Origin of the sequence: Chitinophaga chungangae, assembly GCF_017742215.1 — a bacterium.
In the GTDB taxonomy this organism is placed as follows: domain Bacteria; phylum Bacteroidota; class Bacteroidia; order Chitinophagales; family Chitinophagaceae; genus Chitinophaga; species Chitinophaga chungangae.
Genome location: NZ_JAGHKP010000001.1, coordinates 1,754,918 through 1,774,544, shown reverse-complemented (window position 1 = coordinate 1,774,544; position 19,627 = coordinate 1,754,918). Strand labels below are relative to the sequence as shown.

At 54.8% G+C, this 19,627-nt stretch carries 17 protein-coding genes and 1 pseudogene; all 18 read left to right on the top strand.

Features of this window, described 5'->3' with window-relative positions:
* Nucleotides 1-6: 6 nt before the first annotated feature.
* Nucleotides 7-2,385 carry a GumC family protein gene (locus J7I43_RS07520; RefSeq protein WP_209144835.1) on the top strand — a complete coding sequence of 793 codons (2,379 nt, stop codon included), beginning with the start codon at nucleotides 7-9 and terminating at the stop codon, nucleotides 2,383-2,385.
* Between the two features lie 272 nt (nucleotides 2,386-2,657).
* On the top strand, nucleotides 2,658-3,167 hold the full coding sequence (locus tag J7I43_RS07515; RefSeq protein WP_209144833.1) for a UpxY family transcription antiterminator: 510 nt from the start codon (nucleotides 2,658-2,660) through the stop codon (nucleotides 3,165-3,167).
* Between the two features lie 27 nt (nucleotides 3,168-3,194).
* A complete protein-coding gene (locus tag J7I43_RS07510) occupies nucleotides 3,195-4,214 on the top strand; it encodes a mannose-1-phosphate guanylyltransferase (RefSeq protein WP_209144831.1) in 1,020 nt (339 codons plus the stop codon).
* 212 nt (nucleotides 4,215-4,426) lie between these two features.
* Nucleotides 4,427-5,374, top strand: a complete 948-nt coding sequence (gene fcl, locus J7I43_RS07505) for a GDP-L-fucose synthase (protein WP_209144829.1) — start codon at nucleotides 4,427-4,429, stop codon at nucleotides 5,372-5,374.
* A 19-nt stretch (nucleotides 5,375-5,393) separates the two neighbouring features.
* Nucleotides 5,394-6,491: a GDP-mannose 4,6-dehydratase gene (gmd, locus tag J7I43_RS07500; RefSeq protein ID WP_209144826.1), complete on the top strand. Its 1,098-nt coding sequence runs from the start codon at nucleotides 5,394-5,396 to the stop codon at nucleotides 6,489-6,491.
* Nucleotides 6,492-6,494: 3 nt separating this feature from the next.
* Complete coding sequence (locus J7I43_RS07495) at nucleotides 6,495-8,045, top strand: oligosaccharide flippase family protein (protein WP_209144824.1); 1,551 nt, start codon at nucleotides 6,495-6,497, stop codon at nucleotides 8,043-8,045.
* 2 nt (nucleotides 8,046-8,047) lie between these two features.
* Nucleotides 8,048-9,217 carry a glycosyltransferase gene (locus tag J7I43_RS07490; protein ID WP_209144822.1) on the top strand — a complete coding sequence of 390 codons (1,170 nt, stop codon included), beginning with the start codon at nucleotides 8,048-8,050 and terminating at the stop codon, nucleotides 9,215-9,217.
* Complete coding sequence (locus tag J7I43_RS07485) at nucleotides 9,214-10,455, top strand: hypothetical protein (RefSeq protein WP_209144820.1); 1,242 nt, start codon at nucleotides 9,214-9,216, stop codon at nucleotides 10,453-10,455. Before J7I43_RS07490 ends, J7I43_RS07485 begins: the two co-directional genes overlap by 4 nt.
* Before the next feature lie 472 nt (nucleotides 10,456-10,927).
* Nucleotides 10,928-11,065 (top strand): annotated as a pseudogene (locus J7I43_RS24990) (DapH/DapD/GlmU-related protein); the annotation flags it as partial.
* 52 nt (nucleotides 11,066-11,117) lie between these two features.
* Nucleotides 11,118-11,903, top strand: a complete 786-nt coding sequence (locus J7I43_RS07475; protein ID WP_209144816.1) for a glycosyltransferase family 2 protein — start codon at nucleotides 11,118-11,120, stop codon at nucleotides 11,901-11,903.
* 1 nt (nucleotide 11,904) lies between these two features.
* Nucleotides 11,905-13,050, top strand: coding sequence for an XrtY-associated glycosyltransferase XYAG1 (locus J7I43_RS07470; protein WP_209144814.1), 1,146 nt, complete (start codon nucleotides 11,905-11,907; stop codon nucleotides 13,048-13,050).
* Nucleotides 13,047-13,946 carry a glycosyltransferase family 2 protein gene (locus tag J7I43_RS07465; RefSeq protein WP_209144813.1) on the top strand — a complete coding sequence of 300 codons (900 nt, stop codon included), beginning with the start codon at nucleotides 13,047-13,049 and terminating at the stop codon, nucleotides 13,944-13,946. Before J7I43_RS07470 ends, J7I43_RS07465 begins: the two co-directional genes overlap by 4 nt.
* Nucleotides 13,946-14,506 (top strand): WcaF family extracellular polysaccharide biosynthesis acetyltransferase, encoded by a 561-nt coding sequence (locus J7I43_RS07460; RefSeq protein WP_209144811.1) that lies wholly within the window; start codon nucleotides 13,946-13,948, stop codon nucleotides 14,504-14,506. Before J7I43_RS07465 ends, J7I43_RS07460 begins: the two co-directional genes overlap by 1 nt.
* Complete coding sequence (locus J7I43_RS07455) at nucleotides 14,499-15,755, top strand: WcaI family glycosyltransferase (protein WP_209144808.1); 1,257 nt, start codon at nucleotides 14,499-14,501, stop codon at nucleotides 15,753-15,755. The genes J7I43_RS07460 and J7I43_RS07455 overlap by 8 nt, the downstream gene beginning before the upstream one ends.
* Entirely contained in the window at nucleotides 15,749-17,134 is a 1,386-nt protein-coding gene (locus J7I43_RS07450; RefSeq protein ID WP_209144806.1) for an undecaprenyl-phosphate glucose phosphotransferase, read from the top strand. Before J7I43_RS07455 ends, J7I43_RS07450 begins: the two co-directional genes overlap by 7 nt.
* Nucleotides 17,124-17,825 (top strand): tyrosine-protein phosphatase, encoded by a 702-nt coding sequence (locus J7I43_RS07445; protein ID WP_209144804.1) that lies wholly within the window; start codon nucleotides 17,124-17,126, stop codon nucleotides 17,823-17,825. The genes J7I43_RS07450 and J7I43_RS07445 overlap by 11 nt, the downstream gene beginning before the upstream one ends.
* An 89-nt stretch (nucleotides 17,826-17,914) precedes the next feature.
* Nucleotides 17,915-18,631, top strand: coding sequence for an ATP-binding protein (locus J7I43_RS07440; RefSeq protein ID WP_209144802.1), 717 nt, complete (start codon nucleotides 17,915-17,917; stop codon nucleotides 18,629-18,631).
* A 22-nt stretch (nucleotides 18,632-18,653) separates the two neighbouring features.
* The gene (locus tag J7I43_RS07435; protein ID WP_209144801.1) at nucleotides 18,654-19,508 is read left to right on the top strand and encodes an MBL fold metallo-hydrolase; all 855 of its coding nucleotides are present in this window, start codon (nucleotides 18,654-18,656) and stop codon (nucleotides 19,506-19,508) included.
* Nucleotides 19,509-19,627: the final 119 nt, after the last annotated feature.

Genomic DNA, 19,627 nt, shown 5'->3' with positions numbered 1-19,627 from the left:
AGAGACATGAACAACAACAATGTGCACATCACCAGGCCCAACGGCCATTCATCGGGCATGCAGAAACGAATGCAGCCGCAGGAACAGGTAGACCTGCTGGCCCTCATCAGGTACCGTTACCTGTCTCACTGGCCGCTGTTCGTGATCGCGATCATTGTTGCCGTGGCCGCCGCTTTCGCGTACCTGCGTTATGCTACGCCCGTTTATAAAATATCCTCCACCCTGCTCGTTAAGGAAGAATCCAAACAGCTGGGCGGCGAGCAGGACCTGATGAGCACGCTCGACCTTTTCGGTTCCGATAAGAACATTGAGAACGAAATGCAGATCCTCAGCTCCCGCACGCTGGCCAGCCAGGTGGCCCGCAACCTGCAGCTGTACGGGGAAATGTACGAAGAAGGGCAGCTGCGCGATGTGCTCAGTTATCAATACGCCCCGCTCGAGTTCGTATTCCTGGAGCCGCAGAAGATACCCGAAGGGCCGGCCGAAAAAGTAGCCGTGCATTACGATTCGGCCCGCCGCACCGTGCTGCTCGACCATACCGCCTACCCTGTATTCGACACCGTAACTACCCGCTGGGGCCGTATGGTGATCAAACCCAGGCCCGGCACGCATATGCCGAAACACCGCACCTACCTGCAGATCTCCGGCGAAAAAAAGACCGCGCAGAACCTGCTGGCCAATTTACAGGTAACACCTGTTTCCAAAATGGCTACCGTGATCAAACTCGACTACAGCGACGTAAGCCCTGTGCGCGGCGAAGCGATCGTTAACGAACTGATCCGCGTGTACAACCACGCCGCTATCGAAGATAAAAACCGCGTGGCCGCCAGCACCATGAGTTTCGTGGAAGAGCGCCTGCGCATCGTGACCCGCGAGCTGAACCAGGTGGAAAAAGAAGTGGAGCAGTTCAAAACCACCGCGGGAATTGTAGACATCGGCGAACAAAGCAAACTTTTCCTTGCCAGCGTGCAGGAAAACGACGCTAAAATGAACGAAGCGAACCTGCAGCTTTCCGTGCTGGAAAGCATCGAAAAATATGTGAGCGGCCAGGGCGAAGGAGAAACCGTGGTGCCGGCCACCCTCGGGCTTACGGACCCTGTGCTGCTGGAGCTGATCGCCCGGTTGAACGAAGCCCAGATGGAACGGGAGAAACTGAAAAAAACCACCGCGGAGAACAGCCCGGTGCTCACCGCGCTCGACCGCCAGATCGCCAAGCTGAAACCCGCCGTGCTGGAAAATATTCACAGCCTGCGCTCCAATCTTGAAGCCGGGAAAGAAAAACTCGAAACTGCCAACGGCCGCTTCATGGGCATGCTGCACAGCGTGCCGGGCAAAGAAAGGGCGCTGCTGGAAGTAAGCCGCCAGCAGATCATCAAAAACAATATCTACACCTTCCTGCTGCAGAAGCGGGAAGAAACAGCGCTGGCGTACGCCGCCGCAATATCAGACAGCCGGATCGTAGACGCCGCACAATCCGCCGCCCTGCCCTTCAGCCCGAAACGCATGACCGTGCTGGCCCTTGCCATCGGCCTGGGCGTAGCTTTCGTGGCGGCAGTGATCACCATCAGGGACCTGATGAACCGCGAGATCGAACAGCGCGCCGATATCGAAAAAGCGACCGATGCGCCGATCGTGGCGGAGATCATGCACGACGACAACAAGGAATCTGTAGTAATAGCAGACGGCAAACGCAGCCTGGTGGCCGAGCAGTTCCGTTCACTCAGAACTTCCCTCTCCTACCTCGGCCTGAACGGCGACAACAAAACACTGCTGATCACTTCGTCCATTTCCGGGGAAGGTAAAAGTTTCATTTCGATCAACCTGGCGATCAGTTTGTCGCTCATCCGCAAAAAAGTAGTGCTGCTGGAATTTGACCTGCGCAAGCCGATGATCAGCAAAATGCTGGGCATCCCGCGCGAGCCGGGCATCACGAACTTTTTGGTGGGCAAAACGGCGCTGCCCGAAATGCTGCGGCCCGTGCCCGGCAACGATCACCTGTTCATTCTCCCCGCCGGCGTAATACCGCCGAACCCGACGGAGCTGATCCTGAGCGGCCGTTTGCAGGAAATGCTGACCACTTTGAAAACCATGTTCGATTATGTGATCATCGATACCGCCCCGGTAGGCATCGTAACAGACGCGCGCCTGCTGGCACCGTTCACCGACGCCACGTTGTACGTGGTAAGGCAGCAGGTAACGCCGAGGCTGCACCTGAAAATGATCGACGAGCTGTACCGCAGCCGCGAGGCCGGCAAGCTGAACATCGTGTTCAACGGCGTGAAACCGCGTGGCGTGACCACTCAAAGCTACGGCTATGGTTACGTGGAAGACCTGAACAAACAGCAGAAGAAAAAACGTTTCATCAAGAACATATTTAAGGTGTAACATATGAATCTGCCGCCGGGAGATGTTCGTCATTTCCCGGCCTTTAAAAACAGGCTTAGGAATAAAAAAGCAAAGGCGAGCCATCCATTAACCTGGCAAACCCGCGCCCGAACATATTAAACGTGTGAAAAAATTATTGAAAAACCGAATACATACTGGCAGTCTTTTATGTGACTGAGATGGCGAAGCCATGCCGAACTAACCCGCCGCCTTTAACGTTCCACGTGATGAAAAAAAACGATTGATCCGTTAACCAGTAAAAAATGAACCGTATGCAACACGAAACAACTTCCTGGTACGCCGTTTATACCAAACCGCGATGGGAAAAGAAAGTAGCCGCCAACCTTGAAAAAAAGCAGATCGAAAATTACTGTCCGCTTAACCAGGTAGCCCGCCAGTGGAGCGACCGGCGGAAAGTGGTGGAAGAGCCCCTTTTTTCCTCTTATGTTTTTGTGCGCGTGCCTGACAGCAAAAAGCCGCTGGTGCGTGAAACGGAAGGGATCATCAACTTCGTGTACTGGCTGGGCAAACCGGCGCTTATCCCCGACCATGAGATCGAGCTGATCCAACGTTTTCTTCGTGATTACAAAGACGTATCGCTCGAAAAATTCCCGCTGCGCCACAACGACCTGGTGGAAGTGACCGCGGGACCGCTGATGCACCGGCGCGGGCGCATCATCGAGCTGGGCAAGAACCGCGTGAAAGCCGTGCTGAGCAGCCTAGGCTACAACATGGTAGCCAACGTTGCGGCCGACGAAGTAATGATGGTACCCGCAATCTGACATTAACCCGAACCAATTCAGAAAAGAATGCATCATATCCTGTTATGCGGTGGCGCAGGCACACGCCTGTGGCCTCTTTCGAACCGCCGTACGCCCAAACAGCTGCTGCCGCTCTTCGACGGGCTGAGCCTGTTGCAGATCACCCGGCTCCGCAACGCATTTGCCTGCGCGGAAGTTACGGCCATCGTGAATGAAGAACAGGCCGCCGACATCATAACACAACTAGCCGCAACGGGCGCCACCGCGCCCGCCATACTCGCGGAACCTGTCGGCCGTAACACCGCCGCGGCCATCGCCCTCGCGGCGTTTGTGGCCGACCCGGAAGAAATACTGCTCATCACACCGGCCGATCATCTCATTGGAACGCCCGAACGTTACGAAGAAACCATCCGGGCGGCGTATACGCTCGCCATGCAAAACAACCTCGTAACTATTGGCCTGCAGCCCGCCTACCCCGAGACCGGCTACGGCTACATCCAGTACAAAGGCAACGACGTGGTGCGTTTCGTGGAAAAACCCGATGCCGCCAATGCCGAAAAAATGCTGCAAAGCGGCGATTACCTCTGGAACAGCGGCATCTTCTGCGCCCGCGCGGCCGTGATGCTCGAGGAACTGGAACGGTACGCGCCCGACATTTACGCCACCGCCGCCGTTGCCGCCAAGGAATGGCTGGATACCGGGAAACTTTCCTTCGGTCTCATGCAGGCCATTCCCTCCAACAGCATCGACTATGCCGTGATGGAAAAAAGCGACCGCGTAAAAGTAGTGCCCAGCAATATGGACTGGAGCGACGTAGGCAGCTACGAAGCCCTCACCCAGGCGCTGGCGCAGCATTACAGCTACCGCAACGAACAGGCCGTGTACATCAACAGCAACCCCGACACCAGCATGGTGATCGGCAAAGAAAAGCTGGTGGCGCTGGTGGGCGTGGAAAATATGGTAGTGGTAGACACGCCGGGCGCCATACTCGTAATGCAGAAAGGCAAAGGCCAGGACGTAAAACAGCTGCACCAGTGGGTGAAAGAAAACCGCCCCGAATTATTGTAAAAACAACAACACAAAAAGATAAATAATAACGGATGAAACCGAGCAGCTTCTGCGAGATTCCATCCGGCCTTTAAAAAGATAAATAATAACGGATGAAACCGAGCAGCTTCTGCGAGATTCCATCCGGCCTTTAAAAAGATAAATAGAAACGGATGAAACCGAGCAGCTTCTGCGAGATTCCATCCGGCCTTTAAAAAGATAAATAGAAACGGATGAAACTTACCGATAAGATCTATATCGCCGGCCACCGCGGAATGGTGGGCGGCGCCATCAAAAGGAAACTCATCTCCCTCGGTTACCAGAACTTGCTGCTGCGCACTTCCGGCGAGCTGGACCTCCGCAACCAGCAGGCGGTGAATGAATTTTTCCGGGCGGAAAAACCCGATTACGTATTTCTCGCCGCCGCCAAGGTAGGCGGCATTCACGCCAACAATACGTACCGCGCGGAATTCCTGTACGATAACCTGATGATCGCCGCCAACATCATTCACGCGGCGCATGAGAACAAGGTGAACAAACTGCTCTTCCTCGGAAGCTCCTGCATTTACCCCCGCATGGCGCCACAGCCGATCACGGAAGACAGCCTGCTGACCGGCCCCCTCGAAGCCACCAACGAACCGTACGCCATCGCGAAGATCACCGGCATCAAACTGTGCGAAGCTTACCGCGATCAGTACGGCAGCAATTTTATCAGCGCCATGCCCACCAACCTGTACGGCGTCGGCGACAATTACCATCCTGAAAATTCGCACGTATTGCCCGCGCTCATCCGCCGCTTCCACGAAGCGCGCACCACCGGCAAACCTTCCGTAACCGTCTGGGGCACCGGTACGCCGCGCCGCGAATTTTTGTATGCAGACGACCTGGCGGACGCCTGTGTGTACCTCATGCATCACTACGACGGCAAGGAAACCGTCAATATCGGTACCGGCGAAGACCTGACCATCCGCGAGCTGGCTGAAACGGTAAAAGCCGTGACCCATTACGAAGGCGAAATTCTGTTCGACAGCTCGAAGCCGGACGGCACGCCCCGCAAACTGCTGGACGTAAGCCGCCTGCACGACCTTGGCTGGAAACACAACATAGACCTGCAAACCGGCATCCACCTCGCTTACAGCGATTTCGTCAAAAAACAATTCTCACTCATCAACGCGATATAAATAACTAAAACAGCAAAAAATGAAAACAGCTTTAATAACAGGTGTAAACGGGCAGGACGGCGCTTACCTCGCCGAGCTGCTGCTTGAAAAAGGATATATGGTGCACGGCATCAAACGCCGCGCATCCCTCATCAACACAGAAAGGATCGACCACCTGTACCAGGACCCGCACAGTGAGGACGTACGTTTCCGCCTTCATTACGGCGACATGACCGACAGTACCAACCTCATCCGCATCATCCAGGAAACGCAGCCGGACGAGATCTACAATCTCGCCGCCATGAGCCATGTGCGCGTGAGCTTCGATACGCCGGAATACACCGCCAATGCGGACGGCATCGGCACCCTGCGCATCCTGGAAGCATTGCGCATCCTGAAAATGGAACAGAAATGCCGCGTGTACCAGGCCAGCACTTCAGAGCTGTATGGTCTTGTACAGGAAGTGCCCCAGCGCGAAACCACCCCGTTCTACCCCCGCAGCCCGTACGCCGTAGCCAAACTCTACGCCTACTGGATCACGGTGAACTACCGCGAGGCTTACGGCATGTACGCCTGCAACGGCATTTTGTTCAACCACGAAAGCCCGCTGCGCGGAGAAACTTTCGTAACCCGTAAAATCACCCGCGCGGCCGCCGCCATCGTGCTCGGCCTGCAGGACAAATTATACCTCGGTAACCTCGACGCGCAGCGCGACTGGGGCCACGCCAAAGATTACGTGGAAGCCATGTGGCGCATCCTGCAGCAAGACCAGCCGGACGATTACGTGATCGCCACCGGCGTAACCACTCGCGTGCGCGACTTCGTGCGCATGACCTTCGACGAGCTGGGCATCGAACTGGAATTTATCGGCGAAGGCGCCAGCGAAACCGCCGTGGTAACCGCCTGTCGCAACAAAGACTACATCCTGCCCATTGGCAAAGAAGTAGTGGCGGTAGACCCGAAATATTTCCGCCCCACCGAAGTGGACCTGCTCATTGGCGACCCGACCAAATCCAAAACTAAACTGGGCTGGGAACCGAAATACGACCTGCAGGAACTGGTGCGTGAAATGGTAGCATGCGATGTGGAGCTGTTCCGTAAAAAAGATGTCGCACAATTTGAACACCTGATGGGTTAACGTATGCAGGCAGCAAACAGAGTAGTTTTAAATACGGGGTTCCTGTATGGAAAGATGCTGATCACGATGCTGATCGCATTGTATGCAACGCGCCTTGTATTAAACGGCCTGGGAGCCGTGGATTACGGGATATTCAACCTGGTGGCGGGCATTGTGGCCATGCTCAGTTTCCTGAACAGTTCCATGACGCTCAGCACACAACGGTATATGTCGTTTTTCCTCGGCTCGGGCGACCTGCTGCAACTCAAAAAAGCATTTAACTCCGGCATCTGGCTGCACCTCTTCATAAGCGTAACGGTAGTCGGATTGCTGGAGTTATCAGGTATCTATCTGTTCGGCCATGTGCTGAACATCCCGGCAGACCGTGTAACAGCGGCGCACACCATCTTTCATTTTATGACGGCCAGCGCGTTTTTCACGATCGTGTCCGTTCCTTACGACGCGATGATCAACACCCACGAGAACATGCTGCTGCTGGCGGTACTGGGCATCGTGGAATCGCTCGTGAAACTGGGGCTGGCGGTAAGCCTGGCGTACCTGGGCGGGGACAAGCTGATATTTTATTCCGCCGGTCTTGCCCTGCTGCTGGTGTTGCTTTTGCTATTCAAATGGAGCTACTGCACCGCGCGGTACAAAGAAAGCCGCATCAGCGTGAAATATTTCGACCGAAAGCTGCTCAGGGAAATGTTCTCCTACTCCGGATGGGCCATGGTAGGCGCTTCCGGCGTGATCGCCAAAACGCAGGGCATCGCCATGGTGCTCAACGTCTTTTTCGGCACCGTCATCAACGCCGCTTTCGCGATCGCCAACCAGGTGAACGCGCAGCTGAGTTATTTCGCCGTAACCATGCTGCAGGCGCTGAACCCGCAGCTGGTAAAAAGCGAAGGCAGCGGCAACCGCGAGCGTATGATGATGCTGAGCCTCATGGCCTGTAAATTCGCGTTTTACCTGCTGAGCTTTTTTGCGATACCGGCCATTATCGAAATGCCTTACATCCTTCATATCTGGTTAAAAAATTACCCGGACCATACGGTCGCATTTTGCCGGCTGATCATCGCGGGCTCGCTCGTGTACCAGCTTTCCGGCGGGCTGCAGATGGCCGTGCAGGCCGTGGGGCGGATCAAAACCTTCCAGCTGGTGCTGTTCGGCCTGCTGCTGCTCAACATTCCCGGCGCGTACCTGCTGCTGCAGGCGGGCTTCCCTCCCGCCGCGGTACTTACGCTGAGCCTCTTCATCGAATGCGCTATTGCGGCGTACCGCATGCTGGCGGCCAAACGGCTCACCGGCATACCGGTGCGCAGTTTTCTCGTGAACGTGGTATGGCATTCGCTGCTGCCCGTGGGCGTCGCCGCCTGTATAGCGCTGGCGCCTTCTTACCTGATGGACGAGGGGTTCGCCCGCCTGGCCGTTACCGGGTTTCTCGCCGTGTTCTCTCTCGGCCTGATGATCCGTTTCTTCGGCCTTTCTCCATATGAATTACAAAAACTGACGGACATGACGGGCAAGGCACTGGCGAAAATTACCCGGAAAAGCCCGGTATTAAACGCAAACTGACCATGAACATTTTATTCTTCACCACCATATCACCCTTTCCGCAAAACGGCGGGGAAAAGATCAGGAGCTGTTACCTGCTGAAAGCACTGGCCGCCCTCGGGCACAACGTCCATGCCATTATCGGCAACAAGGAGAACGTAAACCTGGAGGAATACGCCATCTCCGGGGTAACTATATATACGGACAACCCCGCGCCGCTGACGGTGGCGGACCGGCTTACGGGCAAATTTTACTTCCGGCAGCAGCCTTCCGTGATCCGGCGGTTCGTGGAGATCTGCAGCAGCGTTCATATCGACGTGGCGATACTCGATTACGGCTTCGTGGGCCAGTACATTCCCTGGTTCAGCGCCGGCCGCATTCCGGTGATACTCGGCACGCACAACGCACAGGCCGAGCATACGCAGCAGAAACCGGCGAACGGCCTCGTGCAGAAACTGCGGCGCAGCCAGCTGGTGAACCTCGAAAGAACGCACGAGCAAAGGTTTTTCCCGCAGGCGGCGGCCGTCATGACCGTGAGCGAACCTGACAAACAATATCACGCCCGTTTTATCGACCCGAAAAAAATATTCGTCGTGCCCAACTTCCTCGACGAAAACGATTACGACGTACAGGAAGAAAGGAACCCGCGCGTGCTGGCCATGACCGCGAACTTTTCCATGTACATGAATTACGAGGGCCTGAAGTGGCTGGTGGAACAGGTGTGGGACGAAGAGCTGGCCTCGAAGTTCGAGCTGCAGCTGGTAGGCAGGCATTCTAAAGAAGCATTGCAGCAGCTGAAAGGCGCCACCGAATGGAAAAACATCAAAGCCATCGGCAAAGTGCCCGACATCAAACCTTACATCGCGCAGGCGGCGGGCGTGCTGATCCCTTTGCTGCACGGCAGCGGTACGCGGCTGAAATGCCTGGAGGCCATGGCGCTCGGCACGCCGGTGATCGGCACGGCTAAAGGCGTGGAAGGCGTGGTAAGCGACAATTTTATCGTGGCCAATACGCCCGCATCGTTCCGGAAAGCCATTTCCTCCTTTTCGGGGAAAGGCCAGCTGGGCGGGCTGCTGCGGGAAGATTTCCTGAAAGAGTACAGCGCCGGCGTAAACAGCCGCCGCCTTCAGCATATCCTTCATTTCGCCGCGCAGAAAGCGCCGGTGGTCACCCATCAACTGGCAGCAGAATGAATATCAAAAAAGCAGGCGTGTTCCTGTACACCATGCTCAGCACAATCAAGGTGAACCTCGTGGGGCAGCTGTGGCTCAGCGAACTGCTGGTAGTGCTGGCCGCGCCGTTCACCTTCCGGCCGGACGACCTGAAAACCTACCCGTATCTCAAAAAAATACTCGTGGCCCTGCTGGTATTGCTTTTTTTCCAGGTGGTGACGGACCTGCTGGTGGTGCACAACACGCCGCAGAATTACCTGCGCGGGTGGGCCGCCACGGTGATCGCCCTGCTGACTTTCGTGGTGCTGTTCAAAACCCTCAACGACACTTCCACCATCCTGTTCTTCCTGTTCATGACCATGATCAAGAACATCATTTACACGGACGATATCGTGGATTCGGATATGAGTTATTTCAAATTCAAGATAGCGCCCATTCTCACCATGGCCATGTACCTGGTGGTATACCAGCTCTACAAACGCGGCGAGCTGAAAATGGCGCTCGCCGTGCTGATCGGCTGCAGTTTGCTCTGTTTTGCGTTCGACAGCCGCTCAACCGGCGTGATATTTTTTATCGGCGCGCTGATCACATATTTCATGAACAACAACGTGCGCATCTCGCGTTCGAAGATCGTGCTGTTCGGCATCCTGTTCGCCGTGCTGTTCCAGGGCGCGTACATGTTTTACGTGCGTTCCGTGCTGGACGGGGAGATCGGCGGGGAACACTCGCGCACGCAGATCGGGCGGCTGGCCAACCCGTACAACCCGCTGGAGTTGCTGGCTACCGGCCGCGCGGAAACATTTGCGGCGGGCGCGGCCATTGCAGACAAACCCTTCTTCGGGCACGGCAGCTGGGCGGAAGACAAATCGCTCAAATATTACATGATATTGCTGATGTACCACAACGAAGACCTGGACACCGACCGTGCCCGGCAGGACACGCACCTGGTGCCCAGCCACTCCGTGCTGATGGGCGCCTGGGTGAACTGGGGCATCGGCGGTTTTCTCGCCGTGCTGTACCTGTTCTGGATGATCGTGAAGATGGGCCTTTACATCATCCGAAACGGTCAGGACCTGGCGCTGTACCCCGTGCTGGTATTGATCTTCATTGGGCTGATCTGGACCTTCCTGTTCTCGCCCTTCCAGCATTTGCGGCTGTACATCCCGGGCCTGGCGGCCATTATCATGAACAATTATTACGGACTGGTTCTGGAAGCCGAAGAGGAAGACCCACCTTATGGCATTCCCGCTCATGCATAAATTGTAGCAAAACATGACAACAGAACAATTATTCCAGGAAAAGGTAGACGCCAAAACGGGAAAAGTAAAAATGTACCGCGATAACCCGCTGTATTTTCTCCGGCGTTCCAAAACTCCCCTGTACAAAAGTTTTTTGCTGTACCTCTATTACAGCATCGCCAGCTGGCTGCCGGACCCGCCGCGGCCGCTGGGCGTGCTGGCCCTGCCCTTCCGCACCTGGCTGGCGTCGAAAATATTCCTCAGCGCGGGTAAAAACATCAAAGTAAGCCGCAACGTGCGTTTCGGCAGCGGTGCCAACGTCGTGATCGGCAACTACACCGGCCTGAACGTAGACTGCTGGATTGGCAACGACACCATCATCGGCGACGATGTGATGTTCGGCCCGGAAGTAACGATCCTTTCCGGCGGGCACAACTTTGAACGTACGGACATTCCCATGCGCGAGCAGGGCAACACCCCCCGCAGGCCCGTGGTGATCGGCAACGACGTATGGATCGGCACCCGCGTGACCATCCTCCCCGGCATCCGCATCGGCTCGCATTCCATTATCGCCGCGGGCGCGGTAGTAACGAAAGACGTGCCGGAATACGCCATCGTGGCGGGCAACCCGGCCGTGATCAAAAAATTCAGGACAATTACCCATTAACCCGGAAATAAAATATATGTCAGCACTGGTTTCAATAGTCATACCGGTATACAACGGACAGGAATACATCAAAGAAACGCTGGACAGCATCTTTAACCAGCATTACCGCAACTTCGAGATCATCGTGGTAGACGGCGCAAGCACAGACAGCACCATGGAGATCGTGAACCGGCATAAAGGGCTGATAGACGTAGTGATCTCGGAAAAAGACGAAGGCATGTACGACGCCCTGCGCAAGGGTTTCGACAAAGCGACCGGCGAATATCTCTGCTACATCAATGCAGACGACCGCCTGTTGCCATATACACTGGAAGAAGTTGTAAAAACCTTCGAGAAAAAACAGTGCGACCTGGTGTTCGGCGACGTGAACTACATCAACGAACAGGGCGCGGTGATCTTTTCCTACAAAGCCGTGCCGCTGGGCTGGCAGGCCATCCGGCAATTGCGGCGCGTGCCGTTCGCGCAGCAAAGCTCCTTCTGGACGCGGCGCATTTACGACAAACACTGCGGCTTCGATAAAAGCCTGAAATATTCGGCGGATTCCAAATTCCTGCTGTCCGTTTGCCTGGACCCCACCGTGCGGAAAGGCTACGTACCGCGCCCCCTGGGCGAATACCGGCTGCACGGCGGATCGTTTTCCGTATCCGTAACGGGCAATATGCAGGCGGAACATCACCGCATGCTGCAGGACCTGGACCTGCCCGCCGCGAATTTCAGGAAATACATTTACGAACTGTACGCCAAAGCCCGCAACGTAAAAGGCATCTATCAAAAGTTAACCTATAAAGGAAATAAATTCTGACATGAAAATTCTGTTTATCGTCCCTTCTTACAAACCCGCCTATATCTACGGCGGCCCTATCATCAGCGTATCGAGGCTGGCGGAAGGGCTGGCGAACCTGGGCCATCGCGTGATGGTATACACCACCACCGCCAATGGCGAACAGGAGCTGAACGTGCCAATTAAAGAAACACAGGTGGTGAACGGCGTGGAAGTAAAATATTTCCCGCGCATCACCAAAGACCATACGCATGTATCGCCCAGCTTGTGGGGCAGCACCTGGGCCACCGCCAAAGATTACGACGTAGTGCACATCCACAGCTGGTGGAACTTTTTGGTAATGGGCGCTTCGCTCATCTGCTCCATGAAAGGCATCCGCCCCGTGCTGAGCCCGCGCGGCGTATTGTGCGATTTCGTGTTCAACCACAAAAACAAACTGTCAAAAAAAATACTGCACAACATACTCGGCAAACACCTGTTGCGCCGCACGTACCTGCACACCACTTCAGATATGGAGCGGGACGATTGCCTGCGCATCCACAACGGGTGGGACAACGAGATCATCTACAATCTCGTGAGCCTCCCCGAAGGCAGTTACGCCCGGAAACCAAACGAGGTGTTCACCATCAGCTTTTTTTCCCGCATCCATCCCAAAAAAGGGCTGGACATCCTGCTGCTGGCACTTTCCAAAGTGGATTTCCCTTTCCGCCTGCAGATCGCCGGAGACGGCGACGCGGCTTATCTCGAAGAACTGCGCCGTTTGATCGCGCAACTGGGGCTGGAAGAAAAAGTGGAATGGGCGGGGTGGAAAGACAAGGAAGAAAAATTCTCATTCCTCGCGGGATCGGACCTTTTCGCGCTGACCTCTCACAATGAAAATTTCGCGATGGTAGTGCTGGAAAGCCTTGCCGTGGGCACGCCGGTGCTGGTAAGCGAACATGTGGGCCTGGCACCATACGTACGGCGGAACAACCTGGGCTGGGTAACCGGCATCGATCATGTGGACGAAGTGGTGAACAAACTAACCGCCGCCTACAACGACCATGCGGCGCGCGCCCGCATCAACGAAGCAGCCATCGTGCAGGTGCAGGAAGATTTCAACGAAAAACGGCTGGCCAGCGACTACGTTTCCATGTACCGCCAATCCGTCAAAAAACAAGCATCATGAAGATCACGGTGATCATTTTAACATACAACGAACAAAAACATATCGGCCGCTGCCTGGAAAGCATGCGGCAGGTAAGCGACGACATCTGCATCATCGACGCCGGGTCTACCGACGACACCGTGGCCATCGCGGAATCGTACGGCGCGCGCATCTTCCGCAACAAATGGGTGAACTACGCCGTGCAGTTCCAGTGGGCGCTGGACAATTGCAGCATTCAAAATCCCTGGGTAATGCGCATGGACGCGGACGAATACCTGGAACCCGCACTGGTAAAGGAGATCAACGAAGCGAAGATCGCCGATAACATCACCGGTATTTACATCCGCCGGAAAGTATTGTTCAAAGGCAAATGGATCCGCTATGGCGGCTTTTACCCGCACACCCTGCTGCGCATCTGGCGCAACGGCGCGGGCAGCATCGAGCAACGCTGGATGGACGAGCATATCGTACTGTCCGGCGACGGCACCACGATGCTGCGCGAGCATATCGTAGACCATAACCTGAACTCGATCCACTGGTGGGTGAACAAACATAACAATTACGCCATCCGCGAAATGGTGGACCTGCTGAACATCAAATACGGCTTCCTGGACAGCGACGGCAGGCTGCTGCAAAACGAAAGCTCGCAGGCCAAACGCAAACGTTACCTGAAAGAAAAGGTCTACGCTTCGCTGTCGCCCGGCGCGCGCGCCAGCCTATATTTTTTCTTCCGTTATTTCCTGCGTTTCGGTTTCCTGGACGGTTACAAAGGGTTCATCTTCCATTTTATGCAGGGGTACTGGTACCGGCTGCTGGTAGACGTGAACATGAGAGAATTCGAGGAAAAACTGAAGGGAGACACCCGGAGGGAAAAACTGATCGAACTGTTACGAACCGATTATAATATCGCCATCTGATGGAAACGACGACCGATCTGTCCGCATTCAGCACCGGCGGTTACAAAGCCGGCCCGAAATGGAAAGTGCTTAGCTGGTACTTTGTGAATTATTATGTGCTGAACAGCGCCATTCCCTGGCCGATGGGCCTGAAAGCCGGCCTGCTGCGCCTTTTCGGCGCAAAAGTGGGCAAAGGGCTGGTGATCAAAACGAAAGTGCGCATTAAAAATCCCTGGCGGCTCCGCATCGGCGACCATTGCTGGATCGGGGAATCCGTATGGATAGACAACCTGGAAGACGTGCACATCGGCAGCCACGTATGCATCTCGCAGGGCGCGCTGCTGCTCACCGGCAACCACGATTACACGCAGGCGGACTTTCCGTACCGCCTGGGCAGGATCAGGCTGGAAGACGGCGTGTGGATCGGCGCGGAATCCATTGTGTGCCCGGGCGTTTCCTGCGGCTCGCATTCCATCTTAACCGTAAAATCCGTCGCAACGAAAGACCTGGCGCCCTGGCAGATATACGCCGGCAATCCCGCCGCTTTTGTGCGAAAAAGAACGATGAAAACAAATGTCTAAAAGAGTATTGCTGATCGGCGGGAACTTCTCCCCTGAGCCCACCGGCATCGGAAAATATAACGGGGAAATGATCAACTGGCTGGTGGAGAACGGATATCAATGCACCGTGATCACCTCCTACCCTTACTACCCGCAATGGGAAGTGCAAAAACCTTACGACCGCAGCAAACGCTGGTATAAAAAAGAAGTGAGCCACAACGGGAAACTGAAGGTCCACCGCTGCCCGCAATACGTGCCGGCGCAGCCCACCGGCAAAAAAAGAATATTGCTGGACCTGTCGTTCTCCGTATCCGCCTTCTTCAAATTATTGCAGCTGCTGCCATCGAAAAAACACGATATCGTGATCACCGTGGCGCCTTCGTTCCAACTGGGGCTGCTGGCCGTGCTGTACAAAAAACTGCGCGGCGCGCAATTCCTTTACCATATACAGGACCTGCAGATAGAAGCCGCGCGCGACCTGGAGATGATCCGTTCTCCGCGGCTGATCAACATGCTGTTCGGACTGGAAAAATTTATCCTGAAACGGGCGGACGTGGTAAGCAGCATCTCCGACGGCATGATGCAGCGCATCGGTCAGAAGATACCGAAGCCCGTGCAGTTTTTCCCGAACTGGGTGGACACTTCGCTGTTTTTCCCGGTAGATGAAAAAGAAAACTTAAAACAGGAATACGGCTTTTCGGCGGCGGACAAAGTGATCCTTTACTCCGGCGCCATCGGCGAAAAACAGGGGCTGGAATCGATCCTGCACACGGCGAAAGCCATGCGCAACCGGCCGGACCTGCGGTTCGTGATATGCGGCTCCGGGCCTTACAAATCGAAACTGGAAGCGCTGGCGGCGGAAATGGAACTGGAAAACGTGGTGTTTTATCCCATCCAGCCGTTCGAGCGGTTCAACCGTTTTCTCAACATGGCCGACGTGCATCTCGTGATCCAGAAAGCCGGGGCCTCCGACCTCGTGATGCCTTCCAAACTCAGCACCATACTGGCCGTGGGCGGACTGGCGCTGGTAACCGCCAACCCGGGATCGGGGCTGCATGCGCTGGTAGATAAATACCAGATGGGCATCCTGGTGAAGGCCGAAGACCAGCAGGCGCTCAACGAAGGCGTGGCGCTGGCCGTGGGCGGCGGTAACGCGGGCATTACCAGCAACGCGCGCGCTTATGCCGCCGAACATCTTGCCATTTCCGGCGTAATGGGCCGGTTCGAAGAAATTGTCGTTCATCGTAATCTGAATCTGAAAACATGTTAAGCCGTTATCTCAAGATCAGTCTCATACAAATCATCGTGCTGGATTTTATCTGGCTCAACGCTATATTTTTTGTAGCGGGCTTCGGGCTACGCCAGTACGACCTGCAGGTACACAACGGCGCGGACGCTTTCCTGCTCGTGTCTAACGTAGCCTGGGCCATCAGCCTGTACACCACGGGCATTTACGGGCTCACGCAGCAGCTGAGCTACGAAAGAATGGCGCGAAAAACCGTGCAGGCCATGGTGTTTTACCTGCTCGCGCTGCTGCTGTTCCTTTTCCTGTACGGCGAACTGTACTCCCGATTTTTCGTGATCATGTACTGCATTCTTTTCTCGGTACTGGTAGCGCTGAACAGGCTCCTCTTTTTCTGGGTCACCAATTCCATCCTCAAAAGTAAAGACGTGGAAAGGAAAATGGTGATACTCGGGTACAACGAAATGTCGAAAAAACTGGCGGACAACCTGGTGACGGAAAAAAGCAACCTCAAGTTCGAAGGGTATTTCGAGGAATACAACAAAGTGAACGAGCTGTCGTATTACCCCGTGATCGGCAGCCTCAAGGAATGCGTGCCTTACGCGAAAGACAACAACATCCGCGAGATCTACTCCACCCTTTCGCCGGAAGAAAACCCGTATCTCTATACGCTGGCGTACGAAGCCGAGCAGCATTTCATCCATTTCCGTTTTGTGCCCGATTTTAAAATGTTCGTGAACCGGCAGATCTACGTGGACTATTTCAACAACATCCCCGTTATTTCGCTCCGCTCCGAACCGCTGGACGACCTGGCGAACCAGATCAGGAAACGTTTGTTCGACCTGGTTTTCAGCGGGCTGGTCGCCATTTTCCTGCTCAGCTGGCTCATTCCGCTGCTGGCGCTGCTGATCAAACTGGAATCGAAAGGGCCGGTATTTTTCGTACAGCACCGCACGGGGCGCAACAACAAAACGTTCCGCTGCCTGAAGCTGCGCAGCATGTACGTGAACAAAGACGCCAACGCCAAACAGGCCACGCGCAACGACAAACGGTTTACGCGCGTCGGGCGCATCCTCCGCAAAACGAACCTCGACGAGATCCCGCAATTCCTCAACGTGCTGGCCGGCGATATGTCCATCATCGGGCCGAGGCCGCACATGCTGAAACATACCGAAGAATACTCCCGCATCATCCAGCAATACATGATCCGCCATTACCTGAAACCGGGCATCAGCGGATGGGCGCAGGTAAACGGCTTCCGCGGGGAGATCACGGAAGAGAACCAGCTGCGCAAACGCGTGGAGCACGACATCTGGTACATGGAGCACTGGTCTGTTTACCTGGACCTCCGCATCATATTCTTAACGGTGGCCAACACCATAAAAGGAGAAAAAAATGCATTCTGATACAAACCGGCAGGACATGCATTCGCACCTGCTTCCCGGGCTGGACGACGGCGCGAAGGACATGAACGATTCGCTTTCGCTCATCCGGCAATTGCGGGAACTGGGTTATACGCGGCTGATTACCACGCCGCACATCATGTCCGGCGTGTGGTACAACGATGCGGACACCATCCTTCCCGCGCTGGATGCGGTGCGCGCCGAAACCGAACGGGCCGGCATCGACGTGGAGCTGGATGCGGCGGCCGAATACCTGGTAGACGATTATTTTGAATCATTGCTGGAAGACAAAACGCCGCTGCTCACCATCAACAGCAAATACGTGCTGGTGGAATTTCCTTTTCTTGCATTGCCCGTTACTTACCGTTCCGTTTTCTTCAACATGAAAATGGCGGGTTACGAGCCGATACTCGCGCATCCCGAGCGGTACACGTACCTGCACGGGCAATTGGATTTTTATCATGAGCTGCAGGAAGCGGGCGTAATGTTACAGGTGAATTTATTGTCGCTGCACGGGTATTACGGCACACGCGTGCAAAAAATGGCGACGCAGCTGGTGAATGCGGGACTGGTGCAGTTCACGGGAACGGACGCGCATCACCAGCGCCATCTTGATGCGCTTTCCCGCTCATTGCCCGATGCGTCCGTTCTTACCAAACTCGGCGATGCGGTGATAAAAAATGAAGGGTTATAATCAAAATATTGTAATTTTAAAAAACACGTTAACCGCCGTACGATAGCGGCTTATTTAAAAACTGAATACATAAAAACAAGGGTTGCATAATGATTTCTTCTACGGGAGCTAGTAAATTTCCTGAAAATAAGGGTCTTATCGAAGATGTATTCCATGAAATCAGGTCTATACTTTCAGGAATTTTATCCAGCGTTGAACTGATCGAACTGTATGGCTCAGGGCAGTTCAGCCTCGAAAAAAGCGGCGAAAAGATCAACAGGCAGGCGGCTGCGATCAAACTGCAGGTAATCGAGCTCGAGTTTCTCTTACAGAACGTGCGTATTATCCAGCATATCCTCAATAAATCGCTGACTGCCAAACGCAGCCCCACGCAGATCGTGCGGCTGCTGAAAAACGTGGTGGAAGACGACCGGTATGCGCCGCTGTTCTCCAAATGGGTGCATTTCCAGGCGGACAGCAACCGTGAAGTGGCTTATGTGGACGAATTCCTGGTAAAACAGTTGCTGCTCAACATGCTTTTCCGCATGCAGCGCAATGCGGACGCAAAAGAAACGCCCCGGCTCGACGTTATTTTCGGCAAGGATGCAGTGGAGCTCAAAGGCGTGTACCTCGCCAATGCCAACGACCGTTCCCTTTCCTCTTCCATCCCCGGCATCGGCCAGGAGAGCCTCCAGGCCTTCCTCGACCAGCGCATCTGCAGCCTGATTGGCTACGTGGCGGAGCTGCACGAAGGCCGGTTCGAGCTTACCTCTCTCCCGGAAGGCCGGATAGAAATGCTGGTTTCCATCCCCTACGATGTGAATTAAAATCTGTTTCTTTGCAGATCGTATGTCGTTGTTCATCACATCTTTAAATTCAGGCAGTAACGGGAACTGTTATTACGTCGGGAACGCCGGAGAGGCCGTTCTGATCGACGTGGGTATTTCCTGCCGCGAAGTAGAGCGCCGGATGCGCTGCCTCGGCCTGACGATGAGCACAGTAAAAGCCATTTTTATTTCCCACGAACATACCGATCATATCAGCGGCGTGCCGGTACTGGCGAAAAAGTACGGGCTGCCCGTGTACATTACCGAGCAAACCCTCCACCACAGCCGGATGCAACTGAAAGGCATTCCTTTCGGCCCGCAGCAGCCGGTAACGGTCGGGCAATTGCAGGTGACCGCGTTCGTAAAACACCACGACGCCAGCGATCCGCACAGTTTTTTGGTAAGCGGCAACGGCGTGTCCATCGGTGTGTTCACCGACATCGGGCAGTGCTGCGATCAGCTGGTGCATCATTTCCGCCAATGCCATGCGGCTTTTCTCGAAGCGAATTACGATACGGACATGCTGGAGAAAGGGCGGTATCCCGTGTTCCTGAAGAACCGCATCCGTGGCGGCCAGGGGCATCTTTCCAACCAGCAGGCGCTGGACCTGTTCAGGCAACACCGGCCGGACGGCATGCAGGTGCTGCTGCTCTCCCATCTTTCCCGCGACAACAACGATCCGGCGCTGGTGCAGGAGATCTTCTCCCGGCACGCAGGCACCGTACACGTGGCCGTAGCTTCCCGTTATGAAGCTTCGAAAGTATACGAAGTATTTCCCGGAGAACTGGTTGCCTCCCCTTTGCCCCTGCCTGTTTTGCAGGCGGCGAAGAAAAAGCGGTCGGCCATACCCACCGCGGTGCAGAGCAGTTTGTTTTAAGAACTTTTTTTGTTTCCGCCAGTTTTATTCTTCTACCCAATTTTCATTTTCCTTGCTTTCCAGTTGAAAACCAATGAAGAAATTTTCCTTTGTTTATTTTTTTATCTACTCTTCATTTT